Annotated in this window: 24 protein-coding genes and 1 tRNA gene; 14 read left to right on the plus strand and 11 right to left on the minus strand. The window is 61.4% G+C overall.

From position 1 onward, the window contains the following. Nucleotides 1–2: 2 nt before the first annotated feature. Nucleotides 3–149, plus strand: coding sequence for a hypothetical protein (locus HJB83_RS14775; RefSeq protein WP_221116964.1), 147 nt, complete (start codon nt 3–5; stop codon nt 147–149). A 178-nt stretch (nt 150–327) separates the two neighbouring features. Here HJB83_RS14775 and HJB83_RS14780 read toward each other — a convergent pair whose 3' ends face one another. Next, entirely contained in the window at nt 328–1,269 is a 942-nt protein-coding gene (locus tag HJB83_RS14780; RefSeq protein WP_221132206.1) for an AraC family transcriptional regulator, read from the minus strand. A 62-nt stretch (nt 1,270–1,331) separates the two neighbouring features. Between HJB83_RS14780 and HJB83_RS14785 the strand changes: the two genes are divergently transcribed. Next, nucleotides 1,332–2,159, plus strand: a complete 828-nt coding sequence (locus HJB83_RS14785; protein ID WP_221132207.1) for an oxidoreductase — start codon at nt 1,332–1,334, stop codon at nt 2,157–2,159. On the opposite strand, the gene HJB83_RS14790 is transcribed toward HJB83_RS14785, so the two are convergent. After that, nucleotides 2,137–2,451, minus strand: coding sequence for a hypothetical protein (locus HJB83_RS14790; RefSeq protein WP_221132208.1), 315 nt, complete (start codon nt 2,449–2,451; stop codon nt 2,137–2,139). The two genes, HJB83_RS14785 and HJB83_RS14790, sit on opposite strands and share 23 nt — an antisense overlap. 71 nt (nt 2,452–2,522) lie before the next feature. Here HJB83_RS14790 and HJB83_RS14795 point away from each other — a divergent pair, with 71 nt between their 5' ends. The 5 genes from HJB83_RS14795 (at nt 2,523) to HJB83_RS34720 (ending at nt 6,663) form a co-directional block, all read left to right on the plus strand. Next, complete coding sequence (locus HJB83_RS14795) at nt 2,523–3,113, plus strand: TetR/AcrR family transcriptional regulator (RefSeq protein WP_221116960.1); 591 nt, start codon at nt 2,523–2,525, stop codon at nt 3,111–3,113. 72 nt (nt 3,114–3,185) lie between these two features. Then, entirely contained in the window at nt 3,186–3,815 is a 630-nt protein-coding gene (locus tag HJB83_RS14800) for a hypothetical protein (protein WP_221132209.1), read from the plus strand. Between the two features lie 75 nt (nt 3,816–3,890). Continuing rightward, nucleotides 3,891–4,463, plus strand: a complete 573-nt coding sequence (locus tag HJB83_RS14805) for a DUF308 domain-containing protein (protein ID WP_207583297.1) — start codon at nt 3,891–3,893, stop codon at nt 4,461–4,463. Between the two features lie 740 nt (nt 4,464–5,203). Next, nucleotides 5,204–6,187, plus strand: a complete 984-nt coding sequence (locus HJB83_RS14810; RefSeq protein ID WP_207583296.1) for a phosphotransferase enzyme family protein — start codon at nt 5,204–5,206, stop codon at nt 6,185–6,187. A gap of 182 nt (nt 6,188–6,369) precedes the next feature. Continuing rightward, the gene (locus tag HJB83_RS34720; protein ID WP_207583295.1) at nt 6,370–6,663 is read left to right on the plus strand and encodes an HNH endonuclease; all 294 of its coding nucleotides are present in this window, start codon (nt 6,370–6,372) and stop codon (nt 6,661–6,663) included. Nucleotides 6,664–7,067: 404 nt separating this feature from the next. Here HJB83_RS34720 and HJB83_RS14820 read toward each other — a convergent pair whose 3' ends face one another. From HJB83_RS14820 to HJB83_RS14850, 7 genes are all read right to left on the minus strand, one after another. Then, nucleotides 7,068–7,661 (minus strand): hypothetical protein, encoded by a 594-nt coding sequence (locus tag HJB83_RS14820; RefSeq protein ID WP_207583294.1) that lies wholly within the window; start codon nt 7,659–7,661, stop codon nt 7,068–7,070. Nucleotides 7,662–7,675: 14 nt separating this feature from the next. Beyond that, nucleotides 7,676–7,873 carry a response regulator transcription factor gene (locus HJB83_RS14825; RefSeq protein WP_207583293.1) on the minus strand — a complete coding sequence of 66 codons (198 nt, stop codon included), beginning with the start codon at nt 7,871–7,873 and terminating at the stop codon, nt 7,676–7,678. Beyond that, a complete protein-coding gene (locus tag HJB83_RS14830; protein WP_207583292.1) occupies nt 7,870–8,181 on the minus strand; it encodes a GcrA family cell cycle regulator in 312 nt (103 codons plus the stop codon). Before HJB83_RS14830 ends, HJB83_RS14825 begins: the two co-directional genes overlap by 4 nt. After that, the gene (locus HJB83_RS14835; protein ID WP_207584270.1) at nt 8,178–8,576 is read right to left on the minus strand and encodes a hypothetical protein; all 399 of its coding nucleotides are present in this window, start codon (nt 8,574–8,576) and stop codon (nt 8,178–8,180) included. Before HJB83_RS14835 ends, HJB83_RS14830 begins: the two co-directional genes overlap by 4 nt. After that, nucleotides 8,542–8,907, minus strand: coding sequence for a hypothetical protein (locus HJB83_RS14840; RefSeq protein WP_207583291.1), 366 nt, complete (start codon nt 8,905–8,907; stop codon nt 8,542–8,544). Before HJB83_RS14840 ends, HJB83_RS14835 begins: the two co-directional genes overlap by 35 nt. Nucleotides 8,908–8,953: 46 nt before the next feature. After that, entirely contained in the window at nt 8,954–9,178 is a 225-nt protein-coding gene (locus HJB83_RS14845) for a sigma-70 family RNA polymerase sigma factor (protein ID WP_207583290.1), read from the minus strand. 184 nt (nt 9,179–9,362) lie between these two features. Beyond that, nucleotides 9,363–9,572 (minus strand): hypothetical protein, encoded by a 210-nt coding sequence (locus tag HJB83_RS14850; RefSeq protein WP_259671337.1) that lies wholly within the window; start codon nt 9,570–9,572, stop codon nt 9,363–9,365. A gap of 83 nt (nt 9,573–9,655) precedes the next feature. Here HJB83_RS14850 and HJB83_RS14855 point away from each other — a divergent pair, with 83 nt between their 5' ends. From HJB83_RS14855 to HJB83_RS14865, 3 genes are all read left to right on the plus strand, one after another. Beyond that, nucleotides 9,656–10,303 (plus strand): S24 family peptidase, encoded by a 648-nt coding sequence (locus HJB83_RS14855; protein ID WP_017993243.1) that lies wholly within the window; start codon nt 9,656–9,658, stop codon nt 10,301–10,303. Nucleotides 10,304–11,116: 813 nt separating this feature from the next. After that, nucleotides 11,117–11,380 carry a hypothetical protein gene (locus HJB83_RS14860; RefSeq protein ID WP_221132211.1) on the plus strand — a complete coding sequence of 88 codons (264 nt, stop codon included), beginning with the start codon at nt 11,117–11,119 and terminating at the stop codon, nt 11,378–11,380. An 11-nt stretch (nt 11,381–11,391) separates the two neighbouring features. Continuing rightward, entirely contained in the window at nt 11,392–11,619 is a 228-nt protein-coding gene (locus HJB83_RS14865; protein ID WP_221132212.1) for a hypothetical protein, read from the plus strand. 26 nt (nt 11,620–11,645) lie between these two features. On the opposite strand, the gene HJB83_RS14870 is transcribed toward HJB83_RS14865, so the two are convergent. Next, nucleotides 11,646–11,885, minus strand: a complete 240-nt coding sequence (locus HJB83_RS14870) for a DUF982 domain-containing protein (protein WP_207583287.1) — start codon at nt 11,883–11,885, stop codon at nt 11,646–11,648. A 267-nt stretch (nt 11,886–12,152) separates the two neighbouring features. Here HJB83_RS14870 and HJB83_RS14875 point away from each other — a divergent pair, with 267 nt between their 5' ends. Next, on the plus strand, nt 12,153–13,739 hold the full coding sequence (locus HJB83_RS14875; RefSeq protein ID WP_221132213.1) for a hypothetical protein: 1,587 nt from the start codon (nt 12,153–12,155) through the stop codon (nt 13,737–13,739). Nucleotides 13,740–13,816: 77 nt separating this feature from the next. Here the strand turns inward: HJB83_RS14875 and HJB83_RS14880 are convergent. Then, nucleotides 13,817–13,893 (minus strand) — tRNA-Pro (locus HJB83_RS14880). Nucleotides 13,894–14,157: 264 nt separating this feature from the next. Between HJB83_RS14880 and HJB83_RS14885 the strand changes: the two genes are divergently transcribed. From HJB83_RS14885 to HJB83_RS14895, 3 genes are all read left to right on the plus strand, one after another. Beyond that, the gene (locus HJB83_RS14885; RefSeq protein ID WP_221116950.1) at nt 14,158–14,565 is read left to right on the plus strand and encodes a hypothetical protein; all 408 of its coding nucleotides are present in this window, start codon (nt 14,158–14,160) and stop codon (nt 14,563–14,565) included. A gap of 252 nt (nt 14,566–14,817) precedes the next feature. Further along, nucleotides 14,818–16,005 (plus strand): alpha-hydroxy acid oxidase, encoded by a 1,188-nt coding sequence (locus HJB83_RS14890; RefSeq protein WP_207583284.1) that lies wholly within the window; start codon nt 14,818–14,820, stop codon nt 16,003–16,005. A gap of 446 nt (nt 16,006–16,451) precedes the next feature. After that, nucleotides 16,452–17,645, plus strand: coding sequence for a TCR/Tet family MFS transporter (locus HJB83_RS14895; RefSeq protein WP_221132215.1), 1,194 nt, complete (start codon nt 16,452–16,454; stop codon nt 17,643–17,645). The last annotated feature ends 282 nt before the right edge of the window (nt 17,646–17,927 follow it).

Genomic DNA, 17,927 nt, shown 5'->3' on the forward strand with positions numbered 1-17,927 from the left:
CGATGTCCGCTATCGGCGTCATTTGCGGCAGCGGCATCGCCCTCGTCCTTATCGCAGCAGTCTACATCCACCGTTATGTCGGGATTGGCCTATTGCCCGCACCGCTTTACCTCGGCATCAGGACGAAGTTCTTTGAACGCTGGAGCTGAGCAGCCAAACTCCGAAGCCCGACGCAGCGGGATAGTCGGCGCAACAAAATTTTCCCTCACCTCGGGAACAACAGGCTCCGCCGATCGTAAGTATGATGGGCCGTGCGGAGGTGCGTCATAACACAGCCATGCACTTCGATACTCTGTGCGGCCCACTCCTGCCCCATCCCCGCATTCCTCACCCCACCTCGCCCAGGTGGCGTTGGACCCACTTTGTCTCTTCCGATGCGGTGCGGCCGAAATGGCGTTTGAAGTCGCGGCTGAATTGCGCCGGGCTGGCGTAGCCGACCGAGGCTGCGACCTCGGCGATCGTGCTCGTCTGGCGGGCGATCATCAACCGTGCTTCGTGCAGCCGGATCGCTTTCACATATTGCATCGGGCTGCTGCCGGTCAGATCCTTGAAGTGGACATGGTAGGAAGGAATGCTCATGCCCACCTCCCTGGCCAGATCGGAAACCGCAATCTCGCGGCCAAAGTTTTCCCGCAACCAGGCCAGGCTCCGGATGATTTTTCCGGATCTGCCTTTCTGCTGAAGGGCCGCGATCATCGCGCCGCCTTGCGGCCCGACCAGCACCCGGTAGTGCAGTTCACGCAGCAGGCCGGCGCCGAGCACGGCAATGTCGGCGGTGCCGCGAAGCGCCATTAAGAGGCGCAGCAGGACATCCTCGACATCGCCGGCCATCCGGCTCGACACCAGACTTCTCGGTTCGTCGCTTCTAAGTTCGGCGTGTTTTTCCATCTGCAGGGCGATCTCGGCCGCCATCTGCATATCGAACTCGACATAGACGGCCAGCAATGGCCGCTCGGCACTGGCGGTCGACTTCATCCGGAAGGGAACGGGCAGCGAAACCGCCAGATAGTGGTCTTCATCGTAAGTGAAGACTTCCCCTTCGAGGATGCCCTGCTTGCTGCCCTGCAGGACGAACACCGCGCCTGGCTTATAGAGCACGGGCACGTCGTCGAGCACCGCTTCTGTCCGCAATATGCGCACGGAGCCAAGCGCCGTCGGATTATAGCCGTGGCGGGGCGCGAGCGTTGCGGCCAGCTCGACCATCTCCAGCCGCCTGGATGGGTTTCGATCGTTGATAGGATTTGGCAACGTATTCAGACAATCCGCCATCGATGCACTGATCGCCTCATATTATTTGTCAAACACCCCCAATCAAGGAGTGTTTGCAGATCATGTCGAAAAAGACCTTCTTCATCACCGGCGCCAATTCCGGCTTCGGGCTGGCCATTGCGACGGCGGCGGTCGAGGCCGGCCATACGGTGATTGGCACCGTTCGCTCGGACGCCTCACGCGCAGCGCTCGCCAAGGCACTGCCTGCCCTACGGCCGGTCCTCTGCGATGTCACCGAGTTCGACCGTGTCGCTGACGTGGTCGGCCAGGCGGAGGACGAGCATGGCCCGGTGGACGTGCTGATCAACAATGCCGGCTACGGCCATGAGGGCGTGCTCGAGGAGTCGCCGATCGAAGAGATGCGGCGTCAGTTCGAGGTGAATGTCTTCGGCGCCGTCGCGGTAGCCAAGGCGTTTCTTCCGAGGTTTCGCGCGCGACGCAACGGGTTCATCGTCAACGTCACCTCGATGGGCGGGATGATCACCATGCCCGGCATCGGCTATTACTGCGGCAGCAAGTTTGCGCTTCAAGGCATATCGGAGGTGATGCGCGCGGAAATGGCGTCGTTCAACGTGCATGTGACGACGCTCTGCCCCGGCTCGTTCCGAACCGACTGGGCCGGGCGATCGATGGTGCGCACGGAGCGGTCGATTGCCGATTACGATGCGCTGTTCGATCCGATCCGCCAGGCGCGCCAGGCGGTCAGCGGCAAGCAGCTCGGCGATCCCGCCAAGCTGGCCGCCGCCGTCCTGGCGCTGGTGGAATCCGACATGCCACCGCCGCAGCTTCTGCTCGGCAGCGATGCGCTGAAGCATGTGACGGGCAGGATCGCCCGCCTTAGCCAAGAGATCGAGGCGTGGAAGCCTGTCACCCTCTCGACCGATGGGTGACAGGAAGGAACGCGGCAAGCGCACTCGGCGCGCACTCGGAGCGCACCCGACGCCGATGGCCTCTCCAGAGAGGGTTCATGGCGGCAAAAATGCTGTCATTGGTGCAATCGCGTTCGGCCCAGCGGCGCGCCTGGTCGCTTCCAAGCACCAGCTCGCCGCGAGGGTGGTTGCCGTGTTCGAGCATCGCCATGACTTCCGCGATATAAGCGCTCAGCGGCATGGCGCGCGGGTCGGCCGCCTGGGCAGCGCCGGTCAACTCGGTCCGGACATAGGGCGGCGAGATCTCCGGCATCGCGAACCGGAGGGAACCACAACTGTCGTTTTCCGCTTGACGGCCTACCTACTAGAAGGTAGAAGCAACCCATGATCAATCTTCTCACGACATCCGATGAGATCCTTGCCTCGGCGCGGGCGCTGATTACCACCGGCGGCTATAACGGCTTCAGCTATGCCGATATTGCCACGGTCGTCGGCATCCGCAAGGCCAGCATCCATCACCATTTTCCCAGCAAGACCGATCTGGTCCGCACGCTTATCCGGCGATATCGGGACGATGCCGAGATGGGCGTAGCGGCTCTGGAGCGGAACGTGCAGGACCCGCTCGAGCTCCTCAAAACCTATGCGGGCCATTGGGCCAAGTGCATCGACGATGCCAGCCGGCCGTTTTGCGTCTGCGCGCTGCTGGCCAGCGAACTGCCGGCGTTGCCGCCAGAGGTCGCCGAGGAGGTCAAGGGGTTTTTCCGCTTTCTCTCCGCCTGGCTGACTTCGGTCATGGAACGCGGCGCCAAGACCGGGGCTTTGAGCCTGTCCAGCGAACCCCGCGTCGAGGCCGAAGTGTTCATGGCATCCGTCCATGGCGCCATGCTTTCCGCACGGGCTTACGGGACGCCGGAGGTGTTTCCCACCATTCTGGCCCCGACCCTGCAGCGGCTGTCTCCGACCGTCGCTCGATAAGGTTCCGGGCGGAATGGCCGCCCGGAGTGACAATTCCGGCCTACAAAACTACCAACTAGTAGGAAGAACGAGATGAAAACGAACTTTCTCCCCGCCCTTATGCTCAGCCTCTCGGCGATCTCGTCGGTGGCTCTATCGGCCATGCCTGTCTTCGCTGAGGACCAGAAGGCCGAGCAGATTCACGTCAGAGGCAGCATCGTCAATTACAGCGGCTCGACCCTCACGGTGAAGACGCGCGAAGGGGCGAGCGTCGATGTCACCCTCGCCGACGACTTTAAACTTGCGGGCGTCGCCAAGGCCGAGGTCAGCGACATCAAGCCGGGCGACTTCGTCGGCATCGCCTCCCTGCCGAAAGAGGGCGGCGGTGACGGCGCGCTCGAAGTGCTGATCTTCCCGCCGGCCATGAAAGGCGCCGGTGAAGGCAGCTACGGCTGGGATCTCAAGCCGGACAGCAGCATGACCAATGCCACCGTCGCCGACGCCGTCAAGGGCGTCGACGGCCGGACGGTCACCGTCTCTTATCACGGCAAGGAAAAGAAGATTTCCATTCCGGACGGCACGCCGGTCGTCACCATCGCTCCGGCAACCAAGGATGATCTTGTTGCCGGCGCCGTCGTCTTCGTGCCCGCCGAGAAGGCCGCCGCCGGCACCATCGCCCATCAGGTGCTTGTCGGCAGGAATGGCGTGGTTCCGCCGATGTGAGCCACGCCGTCGCCGGTCGGCCCGGCCGCCCCGGGTCGATTGGCGACCAACAATCCCAAACTCAGGAAAGAACTCATGATGACCTACGATCAAACCACCGTCGCCGCTGGCGACAGGGAACAATGGCTGACGCGGTATTATTTCACCCGCGCAGCGTTTTCTCTCCTCTGGGTCGCAGCCGCCCTGACTGCCGGCCGCCAGTCCTTCTCGGTGGCGGCAGCGCTGCTGATCCTCTACCCGGCCTGGGATGCCGCCGCCAATTTCGTCGATGCTGCTCGACATGGCGGCCTGGCAAATAACCGCAGCCAGGCGATCAACGTCGCCGTCAGCGCAGTGACAACGGCCGCCGTGATCGCCGCGCTGACCATGAGCATGAACTCAGTCCTCGCCGTCTTCGGCCTGTGGGCGATCTTTTCCGGTCTGCTGCAGCTCGGAACAGCCGTTCGCCGCTGGAAGACCAACGGCGGCCAATGGTCGATGATCCTCAGCGGCGGCCAGTCGGCGGTGGCCGGCGCCTTCTTCATCGCCCAGGCGCAAATGCCGGAACCACCATCCATCGCCAACATCGCCGGCTACGCCGGCCTCGGCGCCTTCTATTTCCTGGTCTCGGCGGTATGGCTGGCTGTGACGCAGATGCGGCGGAGATAGCAGGACGCCTCGGCTGTCCGGTTCGCGCCGGCGGTTAAAACAAAGACCAGGCGCGGAGCCACGGCGTCAACAGGACGTGGACCCAACGCCATCAATCACCTCCCCCGCCACAACAATCGCTGCGGCAGAATTCAGCGCAGTTGTTCGGCCAGATCGGCAACGCGTTTGTCGAAAACAGGCCCCCAACCTCCGTCATCCCAGGCCTTGAGCCTGGGATCCATGCCGCAGCCGATGGAGGCCAGCGTGGATCCTCGGGTCGAGCCCGAGGAGGACGGAGGGTGGGGTGGGCTCTCGGGAAAACACAGCGAATGGCGGACAGAGGAAGCGGCGGATTTTGCTTGGGTCATGCAAAGGCGTCCGCGCTTACGCCGCCAGTCCGTAATCATAAGCCTTGCCCCTCTCCGTTCCCCGCCCGCTCTACCCTGCACGTCCCCTCTCCCCATTTTTCGGGAGTTCGAAGGACGGGTCGAGCCACGCCGCGCCAACCGGACCGCCTTGGGCCGGCAGCAGCCACAATTGCCAGTTGCCTTGCCAAGCTCGCGGTCAGCGACAGGCTTTCGCGTCTTATGCTATCTGGTTGTTCCAGAGCGATCAGCGGAAAAGTTCGATTCGAAAGTGGAACGGAATGGGCAAACCGGCGACAGAAGCGTCAAAACGCAGCGAGATCCCGCAGCCCTCACGCGACCTCACGCACCCGAGCATCCCCTCTCAGTTGTCTGCAAAACGCGGGAGCAGCGCCGATGCTCGACTTTGATCCGCTGTATTCGACCCCGCGGGTTGAGGCTGTCAAACAGTTCATCGATCAGCACTATTCGCTTGCCGGGCCGGTCTCTTGCCGAATGCTGCAACGCGGCCTGAACGATGTTTATCTTGTCGTTGGGAGCAACGGCGAGCGTTATGTCTTCCGACTTTCCCATCAGCGGGCGCGGGGTCCGGCCGACGTCAGAACCGAAACGGCTTTCCTCACACATCTCACGCAATCGGCCGTTCCGGTCGCAGCACCGATCCCGACACGCGATGGCGCCCTGTCCCTGCAGGGATATGCGCCGGAGGGTGCGCGCGAGGGGGTGCTCTTCCGGGAGATCGAGGGCCGCAAGCCGCAGGCGGCGGATGCCGGCGATGCCGCCGCCAACGGCAAAACCCTTGCTCTGATGCACAATGCAGCCGAGACATTTTCTCCGGACGGAGCACTCTATCGGCTTGACCTCGAACACCTGCTGTTTCGGCCGCTCGCGCGAATACGCGACAGCGGCATTGTCGAAGACGCCGACGTCCGTAGCGATCTCGAACAGATCGCGGCGCGGACCGCAAAGGCGATCGAAGCCTTCGGAGATCTGACCTGGACCTATTGTCATGGCGATTGTCACGGCTTCAACTCGCGGATCAACGACGCTGGCGAAGCGGTATTTTTCGACTTCGACGACGGCGGCCCGGGGTACCTCGCCTACGACCTCTCAGTCTTTTTGTGGGCGCAAGTCTCCTTCGGCCGGAGCTCGACCGCCATGTGGAACGCCTTCATCGACGGCTATCGCGCCGTCCGGCCGATCACGCCGGACGATTTTGAGGCAGCCCTTCGCTTCGTGATCGTCCGCCACTTCTGGCTGATGGGCGAATATGCCAGCCGGGCACAGGAATGGGGAAGCGAGACCGTCGGCTGGATCGCGCGGGAAGCGGATTTTCTGAAGACCTGGGAGACAGAGCAATTTGTCGATCGTCTGTTCTGAAAGAGGTTCTCGGCCTGGTCAGCAACGATATTGCCAAGTTCCTCGGCTTCAACTAAATTAAGAGCGCACACATCAGGGTTGAGGGTATAACTCAGTCCGTTGCACGCTATCAGCGGCCGAGTGCGGGTGGGCTCTTCGAGCTAAGCAACTTCTGGATCAACGAAAAGATCTCAGGAGTTTACGTGTCAAAACAGTTACAGAAATTGAGAAACGAAGCGTCCGTCCGTCAGGCCGGTTGCTGCTGGTATTGTGATTGCAAGATGATCAATAGCACTGCAGCTTCAATCCGCCGGTGCACAGCTGAGCACTTGGTGCCGCAATCATGCGGCGGCAAAGATAACGTTGGGAACGTGGTGGCTGCCTGCTGGTTTTGCAACCAAATCCGCCACAGGCAGAGGCACGTGCTAGCACCCGAGAAATACCGCAAGTTCGTCCAGAGGAGGCGCGCTATAGGCAAATGGCACGGGTTCTCATAGCAGTGTCGCCCGCCCCGTCATCATGTTTGGTGCTAATGCATGTCGCCCGGAAGTGTGCAGCGGTTCCGGGATAACGACATGCATAAACACAAAGAGCTAAAGCGGCCGTTCTGGCCGAGCGAGGAAGATTGACCTCACTCGCAAATGTTGCGCTTGATCGCCACGGCGTTTGTCGAAAACGCGCCCCCAACCTCCGTCATCCCAGGCCTTGAGCCTGGGATCCATGGCCGCAGCTGATGGAGGCCGGCGTGGATCCTCGCGTCAAGCCCGAGGAGGACGGAGGTGGGGTAAACTCTCTGGCAAACTCAGCGACGGCGGACGGAGGAAGGGGCCAATTTTGCTTCGGTCCGCAGTCATCGTCATGCCGCCAATCCGACGCTCAACCACAAGCCTCACCCCCTCCATCACCCACCCCTCGCCCCGCGCAACGCGATCAACCCTCGCCGCAGCCACAGCAGCTGCTGCGGCGGCATCTGGCGCAGGTGTTCGTAGTCCATCACCGTGACGTTATAGACCGTGCTCCTCACCTGCGGGCCGTCCTGGCAGCGCAGCAGGATGCCCTGCAGGGCCATCATGCGGTTGCTGGCTTTGCGGGCGCGGTCGGCGAGGCTTTCGGTCACTTCGCCTTCGTGGCCTTTGACAGTGAAGAGCGATTGGGCGCGCGGGCTCGGGGCCGGGATGCCGGTGGTCTTGTGGTAGCGGGCCATGGCCTCGGCATAGTCGTCGCCGGCCTGGCGCTGCTCGGCGCTGATCAAGCCGTCGAGGAACATGCGGCCGAGGGTATAACCGGCAAACGGGCTCTTGACCGTCTCGTCATCGACCGTCCGGCCGAAGCCGTGGATGCGGCGGCGGGCTGATATGGCGACGCTGATATTGTCCTTCTCGGTCTCGAAAGGCTTGATCTTGCCGCAGGGAAAACGCTCGACATTCTCCTTGCGCGGCCGGCCGGCGCCCTTGTTTGCCCGTTGTGTCCTAGCCTTGGCTGCTTTGCCACCCATGCTGATTGTCCTTCCTATCGAATGATGCCGTTGCGCAGTGCGGCGGCGACCAGGGCGGTATCCTTGAAGATGCCGAGTCTCGCCTTGGCGTTGGCGATGTGGGTATTCACCGTGATGTGGGAGATGCCGAGAATGGTGCCGATCTCGGCGGCGGTCTTTCCGGCCGCCATCCAGCCGATGATTTCGGTCTCGCGTGGGGTGATCTTGCTCATGGCGCCGGCCCATCGATGAACGGCACGCGCGGCATCGTCACTTCGGCGCCGGAAAACGTCACCCGCCGGACGCGGTCGGGATGGCGGATCGGCGCGGCCGGCGCGGCATCGGCCTCCGGCGGCTTCTGCCTTGTGTCCTGCCTGGCGTCCTGCCTGGCGGGGAACCTGTCGCGGTTGCGGTGCGCCATGTTGATGACGGTGTTCTTCTTCGAGCCGAACAGCTCGGCGATCGCTCTTGCCGAGCGCCCTTCCTGCCAAAGCTGCGCGGCCTTGACGATCCTGTCTTCCGTCCAGAATAGGTCTCTCACCCTGCTGCCTCCTGCGCGTCGCGCGCGGCTCTTGCGATGATCGGGTTGTCGGGAAACATTTTCGCCAGCTCGCGCTTGGCGCTGCAGCTGCCATTGGCGGCATCGCGCAGCAGCTGCATCTTGTAGGCGGCGACCTTCGGCTTCGGTGCCTCGGCTTCCCGTTCGATGCGCGGGCGGCTTTGGGCTGCCATCGCCGCCTGCTGATTTCGGCACTCCTCGGCAAAACTGGCGCTGCTCGGGGCAAAGGCGCGGTTATGATCCCTCACCTTCCCGGAGATGAAGCCTCTGGCGGCGCGCCAGACCGCCTCGGCCGAAATGCCGTCGATGGCGACGAGATAGGCGCGGATCTGCATATCGGGATCAGTGCCGGCGGATGCCGGGAAGCCCGAAAGCATCCCCGCTATGATCTTCACCGGAGAGGAAATCTCTTGCGGCATCGACTGTCGTCCTTCTCGTGCTGCTGTTGATCGACCCGGCTTCCCTCGCCTTCTCCTTGAGGTACCAGTCGCATTTGATCGCCTGCCAGCCGCGGAAGATCTGCATCTCGGCGGCGCCGGCCGGATCGCCGGTCAGCAGATATTCCCTGGCCTGCATCCGGGCGGCATAGGCCGTCAGCGGCTTCCTCAGCGTGCGCTTGCGATGCTCGATGACGGCTGCCGCCAGCTCCTCCCCCAGCACCGGGCTGAGGATGTCCATGATGTCCTTGCTCATTGCGTCCTTCGCCATACCGTTTCCTTTCTCTCGCCGATCGAGCCACGGCCCCGCCGTGACCTCAAATCCGCCGTTGCCCGCCGAAAAAATTGACTGAAGTGCCCGGCTTGAGGCGCGGGGAAAACCGGCGGATCTCAGCGCCGGCATGATCCAGCCCCGCGGTGTCGCCCTTCTCGGCGCTTCGAAGCCGGTGGATCTCGGTCTCGACCGAAGGCACCGACACGCCGAGGATGGCTGCGATTTCGATATAGTCCCGGCCGGTGCGGAAGAGCTCGAGCGCGTTCATGCCAGTGATCCTTGTTGTCCATTTCGAGCGCAGCGCACCGTTGCCGCCGAAGCGGGGGCTGCCCCGGTGCTTGATTTCGAATTCTGTTGGGGGAGCAAAGGCTCCGGTCGTCTGCCGGGCTACTACCCGGGGAATTGATGCCGGCGTCGCCGAGGGAGGCGACGACGCCAGCCACCGACAGCCGTCAGGGAGGGGTGGGGCTATCGGGATCGGTGATCTTCCGCATCTCTTTCGGGCTCGTTTGCCGGTCGCAATTTTCGCAGTGGCGCTCGATCACCTCGGCAATCGACAGCGCCTTGCCGCACATCGGGCAGCCGGTGAAGCGGCGGCTTCCGCGCTGGATCAGGCCGATTGCCGCCAGGGTGGAGGGGCTGATGGTCTCGCTGTTTGTCATGTGCGCTAGGGTATATTTAATACCCTGAATGTCAAGCACAATAGGGCATGACATATACCCTAAATTGGGGTATTTTTCATATCATGTTGAAAGATCAGGAACAATTTGAACGCGAAGAACGCGCAAAGCGGCTGGTCATGGCCAGGAAAAACGCCGGCTTTGCCGGGCCGAAGGCGATCGTCGATCGGTTCGGCTGGAATGCGAATGTCTACAAGGCGCATGAGTCCGGCCGCAACGGCTTCGGCATTGCCGATGCGAAGAAATATGCCCGCGCCTTCAAGGTCAATCTCAACTGGCTGCAGTTCGGAACCGGCAACGCGCTCGATCCGGATGAGCTGCCGGTCTCCGTCGCCGACGTGCCGAAGATCTCCTGGGTCAGCGCCGGACAGCTGAGCGAGCAGGCGCCGATCACCGACTTTTCGGAATTCCCGACGGTGGCCGCCCTCGATCTGCCCGATGGCGAATGGATCGCGCTCGAGGTCGAAGGCAATTCGATGAATAAGATCTCGCCGCCGGGCTCGATCATCTTCGTCAATCTTCGCGACAAGCGCCTGGCGCCGAACGCGCTCTATGTCGTCGCCGACGAAACCGGTGCTGCTACCTACAAGCGTTATCGCCCGAACGACGACCCGCCCTTCCAGCCGGCGTCTTATGAGGACGTGCCGCCGCCGGAATTCCAGGGCGCCGTCACCATCGTCGGCCGCGTCCGCCGGTCGATCATCGAGATGTAGGGACCGATGCTCGGCAGCAATACTGCAAATCAGCCCTATTCATCAAGGAAACCAAGATGATCCGCCCTTCCTCGCGCGCCGGCCGAATTTGGTTCTATATCGTCACATCAGCGGTGTTTCTCCTGGCCTTCAGCGCCGCGCGCGAGATGTACGGCCTGTAGGCTCTCGCTCCGACCTCCCAGTCCGGCGACCAGGATCGTGAGAGACATCCTCTCCTCTGAAACCAAAAACTGCAAAAGCTCCGGACGCCGTCCGCATCAGCCCGCCGGGATGGAACGAATGGCTGCGAGGACAGCCTCTCTCCCGCGGATCGCAAAATTCGGTGACCCCAAGGCCCGCGGTCACCGCGTCGGCGTTTTCGATCTCGTTGCACCTCCCGTTTTTCTCGCAGCATCAGACTCCAAGATAACTTTGTTTTCTATCTCTGTCTGTCTTAGCTCCTGAAGGCTGGTGAGGGAGGGTTCCGGCCAAAGCTTCCCCCTACCCCATGAGCAAAGCCCATGAAGCCGGGAGAGCATTGGCCAAGTCCTGAAGGCCGGAGCCGGGATGGGACACGTGCCAGAGGGGCCATTCGCTTCGCCCTCGTCCTGATTTTCTGACAGCGCACTTAAGGACTTTCGCTTCCCGCGCCGCTGGGCTTCGTCAGCTCGGGAGTTGCACCCGGTCGCCCAATCACTGGCGACAGACATACGCCTATGATTCGTACCTCGTCAATCTGTAGGGTATTTTTTATACCTGATACCATTGACGCAATCGGGTATGATATATACCTTCTTCTCACAAACCGATCAGAGGCGCGTGAGGGGACAGGCGATGCAGCACATCCGCAATATCGAGACCGAGGAGAGCAAACGTGACGCCCGCTGGAATGGCGCGTGGGGGATGAACGACTGCAGCGCCTATATGGCGATCGAGGCGCAGCGCATGGGCGCCCTCGGCTTTGCCTTCCTGCGCCTTCCCGAACATTCGATCCGCGGCCCCTCCTGGCTGCGCGGCGCTGCGGCCTCGGTCGAGGAGCATTACCGCTATGCCCGCGAGATCATGGGCATGACCGATCACGATCAGCTTTACGCCTGAGGAGAACGGAGATGCCTGCCGATTGCATCATCAAGGCGTTTTCCGGCTGCTCCTGCTTGAGCCGTGAATGCGTGGAAAAGCCCCTCACCCCGGCGCCGGTAACCTTCATCTCCCGGCGCAAGCAGGCCATCGCCTGCCTTACCTTCGGCTTCCTCGCCGCGATCATCACGGCCGCCTGGATGGAGACGCAGTTCAAGCACCAGGATCGCACCGATCAGGAACAGGTCTCATGGAAGTGAGCCAGGACTTTGCCCGATATCACCGATCACGAGCTGTACTTGATGTCGCTCGCCTTGGCCGCAGTGATGAAGGCCCGCCGCACCTGCTCGGGCTCGGCGGCATCGTTGAAGACGTCAAGCACAAGCCGCTCAGCAACCTTGGCCGCCGCCGTCTGGTCGGGCCAGTCATTCAGCAAAGTGTTGCCGGCCTGGACGACATTATAGACCGTCCTCACCTTGCCATTGATGGTGATCTTCACCGGTTTGAAGCTTCGTCGCTTGCTCATGGCGCAGTATCTCACACGGAACTCGACTCAACGAATCACTTTGGGACTCGTTCCGGTTGATTCGAAAACCGGCGCATCAAAGCTGATTCGGGCAATGCCGATGCCGCGCGCTGCTGTTCAATCGCGTCGTTATAATTTTCCTGCAGAAAAATTATAACTGGAGAGAAGAGCGAGCTGGTGAAGGCCTTCTGCGGCAAGGGACCGATCTAAACCCTACCTTCCAAACGAGATCGTGATATGCTCGGAGTCCAATTTGGAGAAACAACTATGTTGAAAAATCATATAGTTGGACTGGCGGTTGGCGCGCTTGCGGTTTTTTTGACCGACGCAGTCGCGACCGCCGATCCGCTCCCCAAAGGTTTTGAACGCCACAAGTTCAACGGATCTGTCAGACCGGAGGCCAAGGACGGCGTGACCCGGTTTCAGATATTCGACCGTCAATGTTCCAATGTCGACTATGGAGATGGACGCGGCGAAAATGATTGTCGCAATGGCAACGTCCGCTCGACGATTCGCTATACGCGAGACATGAAGGCTGGCGAAAGCGTCGAATACACGTTTGATTTCCGGCTCGATCCGACTTTTGCCTACGAAGGCTGGCACAACAACTCCGCAAATGGCTTTTATCCCGATGGCCGGGACAGCCATTTGCGTTTCGCCTCCTGGGAAGGGCCGGCAGTCCACAATTTCATCTACATGCTGAAAGCCGACACGCGCAACGGCGTGAACTTTCTCGCCCACCAGTGCCAAAAACCGGGAGATTTCGGCAAATGGGCGACATTCTCGCTGAAAATCCGATGGGCAAGCGATGAGAGCGGATGGGTTACGGCAAGCTGCGACAACAAGGTGATCTACGCCGCCGAAGGCGAAGCAACCAACCAGGCTCCGAATTGCTGGGAATCGAACGAGTGCGAGCCGCAATCACACCGCGACCCGAAATCATTCAACTTCATTCTCGGCCCGGTGATGATGGGTTGGGGTCATGACTGGAAGACCTATGACAATCATACGTCCCAGTTTGACGTGGTGCAGCGCGATGGTATCGGCATCGATGTCCGCAATATCAGTGTGACCCGCGGTGTCAGCGACTATTCCGCCGAACAAGCAGGCTTGCTCAAGAGGTTGCAGCAGCAACTGGCTCATTTGGGTTGCAAGCCAGGGAATGTTGAGGGCAAGCCTGACAAGACAACACGGCAAGCCGCGCTCTCTTGCCGCAAGTTCAAGAGCGGTTCGCTTCCCGAGGCGCTCAACCTCACGACGCTGCAAGCCTTCGCTGACGCCTATGCCAAGCCTGAGACCGCAAGTCTGCCTTCAGGCAACGCCGCGGCGGCTTCCGAAAACGTTTCGTCAAAGCCGAGGATCTATATCAAGCTGGGCGAAATGCTTGCCATGACGACCGGCAAAGACACCAAGGTGAATTCCGACTTCTTTGGCAAGATCAAAGGCGCCAAGAAGGGGCAGAACGAGCTGGACTTCATTATACTGGGTCAGTTCGACTACGCTGACAACACGTTCAGCCAGCTGTCATTTCTTCTGCAAGACAAGCTCTCCAAGGCCGAAGTGAATGCGGCGGCCAAGTGCGGCTATGGGACGATCAAATTTCCGGACGGCTCAGATCATGTGGAGATCGGCATGCAACGTTCCGGAAACACGTTCTCGTCCCCGCCAAGAACTGACTGCTTGATTCAAGCGCTCGGCAAACGACCGGCATCGCAGGTTCCCTACCTCACCACGGGGTTTGCCGATCTGGCTAAATCAATGGTTTCCGACGGCAGTTGGAAGAAACTCAGGCATGAAGGTTTGAAGATATTTGTGAAACGTGTTGCCGATGGTGAGATCACAGTCGGCGGCTGAGATCGCAGCAAACATGCTGGGGATTTTTGCAGACATCAGCGAGAAACGAAAAACCCCGCCGGAGCGGGGGTTCTATCTGGTCGGAGTGAGAGGATTCGAACCTCCGACCCCCACGTCCCGAACGTGGTGCGCTACCAGACTGCGCTACACTCCGTGACCAGCGGCGCTTCTATAGAACAGCCTATCTGGTTGCACAAGCACCAAATTCCAAAAAGCCGGTGGATTTTTTGACGGGTTGATGACAGGGCGGGCGGTGCGCCGCTGCTGCAAAAAGACACACTCGGAGCAAATCGTCGGGAAGTGCCACAGGGGCAATTTTCTTTTGCCGGGTTCCGCGCTAAAGGGCTCGACGGGACAGGCGAAAGCGCGCGTAAAGAGCGGATTCGCAGCCACTGCGCTAGAGATCAGGGACGACACGATGAAACTCCGCACCATCACCGCGGCCGGGCTTGCAATTGGGCTTGCCGGATGCACCACCATACCTTCCGCCGGCAATCCGATCGAGGCCCGCTGGGTCGGCAAATCGGCCGGCATCTTCTTTGCCGCCTACGGGCCGCCGCTCAGCGACCGCGAGGAAGGGTCGACCACCGTCTATACCTGGCGCGGCGGCTACAAGACCGTGCGCATTCCGGCTAAATATGCCGAAGGCGCCGACGGCAAGCGCGGCAAGCAGATCGCGTCGGCCCGCACCTCCTATCTGCGCTGCCAGACCGAAATCACCACCAGCTCGGACTACACGATCCGCGACGTCCGCACCGTCGCCGACATTCCCGGCGTCAACGGCCCGTCCTATTGCGCCGAGTTCCTGGCGCCCGAACAGAAGTAACGGTCGACCTTAAGAGACGAGCAAACAGGCGGCCGATGTGCCGCCTGTTTTGTATTGGCTGAAAAAACGAAGACCTGCGGGTGATCGTCGGTTCACTGTGGGCGTCGAAGGATGTGGCCCTGGTTGTGCTCTTCGGTGCTCTCGGCTACATTTTGCGCAAGGCTCCGCCTTGATGTTGCTGACACTCATTCTGCCGGCGATCCGAAAGGGCCGCAAAGCGGCATTCGATGCGAGCGAGGACTGGACTAAGTGATGACAGTCGCTCGAACGAAGCCGGCGAGCCATCCGTTGCGAGGCGTCCTGGCGCTGGACGATTTCGAGGCCAAAGCGCGGCGCCATCTGCCGCGCCCGCTGTTCGGCTACATTGCCGGCGCGAGTGAGACCAACGCATCCCTGCGGATGAACAGGGATGCGTTTCAGACATACGCTTTCAAGCCGAGAGTGCTCATCGACGTTTCGGCGCGCAGCAGCGAAACATCGATCTTCGGAACCAGATATGCGGGGCCTTTCGGCATCGCGCCGATGGGGATCAGCGCCTTGATGGCCTATCGCGGCGACCTGGTTCTGGCATCGGCAGCGGCGCAGGCAGGCATTCCGATGATCATGAGCGGCTCGTCGCTGATCCGGATGGAGGAGGTGGCAGAAGTCAATCCCGATGCCTGGTTCCAGGCCTATCTGCCTGGCGCGCCGGATCGAATTGACGCCCTGGTAGACCGTGTTGCGGCTGCCGGTTTTAAAACCATCCTGCTGACGGTCGATACCGCAACGCTGGCAAACCGTGAGAACAACATCAGGGCGGGGTTTTCGACGCCGCTGCGTCCCAGTCTTCGGCTGCTCTGGGAAGGCCTGTCACACCCGCGCTGGAGCCTCGGCACATTTCTTCCCACACTCGCAAACCACGGCATGCCGCATTTCGAGAATTCCTACGCCGAGCGGGGTGCGCCGATCATCTCCTCCAAGGTGATGCGTGACTTCGCCAAGCGGGATCATCTGAACTGGTCGCACTTGCAGCGCATCCGCAGCAGATGGAGCGGGAACCTGGTCGTCAAGGGCATTCTGCACGAAGACGATGCCGTCAAGGCGGTGGAGGCCGGCGCCAACGGCATCATCGTCTCGAACCATGGCGGCCGGCAACTGGATGGCGCAATGTCGCCATTGCAAGCGCTGCCGGGAATCGTCGAAAAGACCGGACAGTCCGCGACCATCATGATCGATGGCGGCATAAGGCGGGGAACCGATATTCTCAAGGCGCTGGCGTTGGGCGCGAAGTTCACATTCGTTGGAAGACCGTTTCTTTACGCGGCCGCAGTTGCCGGACAGGCGGGCGCCGAGCGCGCAATCGAGATCCTTCAGACGGAAATTCAGCAGAACATGGCGCTGCTCGGCATTACCTCGCTTGCCGAGCTCAATGAACAGCACGTTCTGCGACATCACGGCTAAAGAGAAGTGCGCCTCAAATCGGTGCGCCCGCCAAGCAGCGCGCGGGCAGGTCGACAGATTTGTTGATCCAACGGCACACCTGCGACCAAACCCCGTCTCAAAAAGGGGCTTGCCGCACTCAACCGTCCGGCGTATCTATTGGCCGTCGCGAAAAGCGGCTGCTTCCCTTGATCCGCTCAGTGGCGGAGTAAACAGGTGGACGAATTGTCGTCCAGGCGGTCGAGCACACGCCATCCATGCGCCAGCGCATGGTTCGGCCAGCATTTCCCAGAAACCAAACGCCTGACACAGCGTCAGACTTCATCGTGAGCCATCGGCGTCCCCGAGCAATTCCACTGGTTTGTCCAGGTATTGCCCGGCGACCAAGGCTGGACCCGTTTTTCGCCTTGATGAAGGCGGGAACCGCTCCGGCGGTGCTGCAGGCTCGCGTCGACCCGGAACGCACCATGACCAGATCCCTTATCGTCATCTTCACCGCCATTGTCCTCGATGCCGTCGGCATCGGGCTGATTTTCCCGATCCTGCCGTCGCTGCTGCGCGATATCACCCATGCCGAAAACGTCGCGCCCATGATCGGCACGATGACCGCGCTCTATGCGGTGATGCAGTTCATCTTCGCGCCGGTGCTCGGCGCCCTCAGCGACCGGCTCGGCCGCCGGCCGGTGCTGCTGATTTCGCTCGCCGGTGCCGCCGTCAACTCCCTGTTCCTGGCTTTTGCGCCCAATCTCGCACTGCTGTTCGTCGGCCGGGCGATTGCCGGGCTGACCAGCGCCAATATCTCGGTGGCATCAGCCTATATCACCGACATTTCGCCGGAGGAGAAACGCGCCCGCCGCTTCGGGCTTTTCAACGCGATGTTCGGCCTCGGCTTCATCATCGGCCCGGTCGCCGGCGGCGTGCTCGGCGACCATTGGCTGCGGCTGCCGTTCATTGCGGCGGCGGTGCTCAATGGCGCAAACCTGCTGCTCGCCCTGTTCATCCTGCCGGAATCGCGCCCGGGCAGCCGCGAGACAATCGACCTTTCCTCGCTCAATCCGCTGAAACCGCTGCGCTCGGTGCTGGAGGTCAAAAGCCTGCTGCCGCTCGTCATCCTGTTCTTCATCTTCAGCGCCACCGGCGAGGCCTACGGCACCTGCTGGGCGCTGTGGGGACAGGATGCCTTCCAGTGGAACGGGCTTTCGATCGGCCTTTCCCTCGGCGCCTTCGGCATCTGCCAGACGCTTGCCCAGGCCTTGCTGCCCGGACCGGCCGTCAAGCTTTTCGGCGAACGCGCGGCGATCCTGACGGGTGTCGCCGGCGTCTCAATCGCGCTCACCGTCATGGCCTTTGCCGGAAGCGGCTGGATGATCTTCGCGATCATGCCGATCTTCGCGCTCGGCGGCATCGGCGTGCCGGCGCTGCAGTCGCTGGCCACCCGGCAGGTCGACGAGAACAGCCAGGGCCAGTTCCAGGGCGTGCTCGCCTCGGCCGTCAGCCTCGCCTCGATCGTCGCGCCGCTCGCCTTCTCCAGCCTCTATTTCCTCACCCGGGAGGAATGGCCAGGCGCCATCTGGCTATCGGTCGTCATCGTCTACGCGCTCACCGTGCCGCTGGTTCTCGGCTTGCGGCTGAAGACGGCGGAGCGGGCGGCGGTTTGGTGACATGAACGCGGTGCTTGCGGCCATGGGTCCTCGGGTCAAGCCCGAGGACGACGGAGGGTGGGGGAACGCATGCGAGAAATATCAACGTGTGCGGCGGTCTATTGGAATTGCCGCCTATCATTTACGCGATTGCCGCGCAAAACCGCTCGCGCATTTTACTGGAATTCCTCCGGACGTCTCCCCTCTTGCCGCTCGTTGTCCCCGCTCTCCGTCATACTCGGGCTTGACCCGAGTATCGGGCTTGACCCGAGTATCGGGCCTGACCCGAGGATCCGGCTTGAC

Source organism: Rhizobium sp. NZLR11, from assembly GCF_019685115.1.
Classification (GTDB): Bacteria; Pseudomonadota; Alphaproteobacteria; order Rhizobiales; family Rhizobiaceae; genus Rhizobium.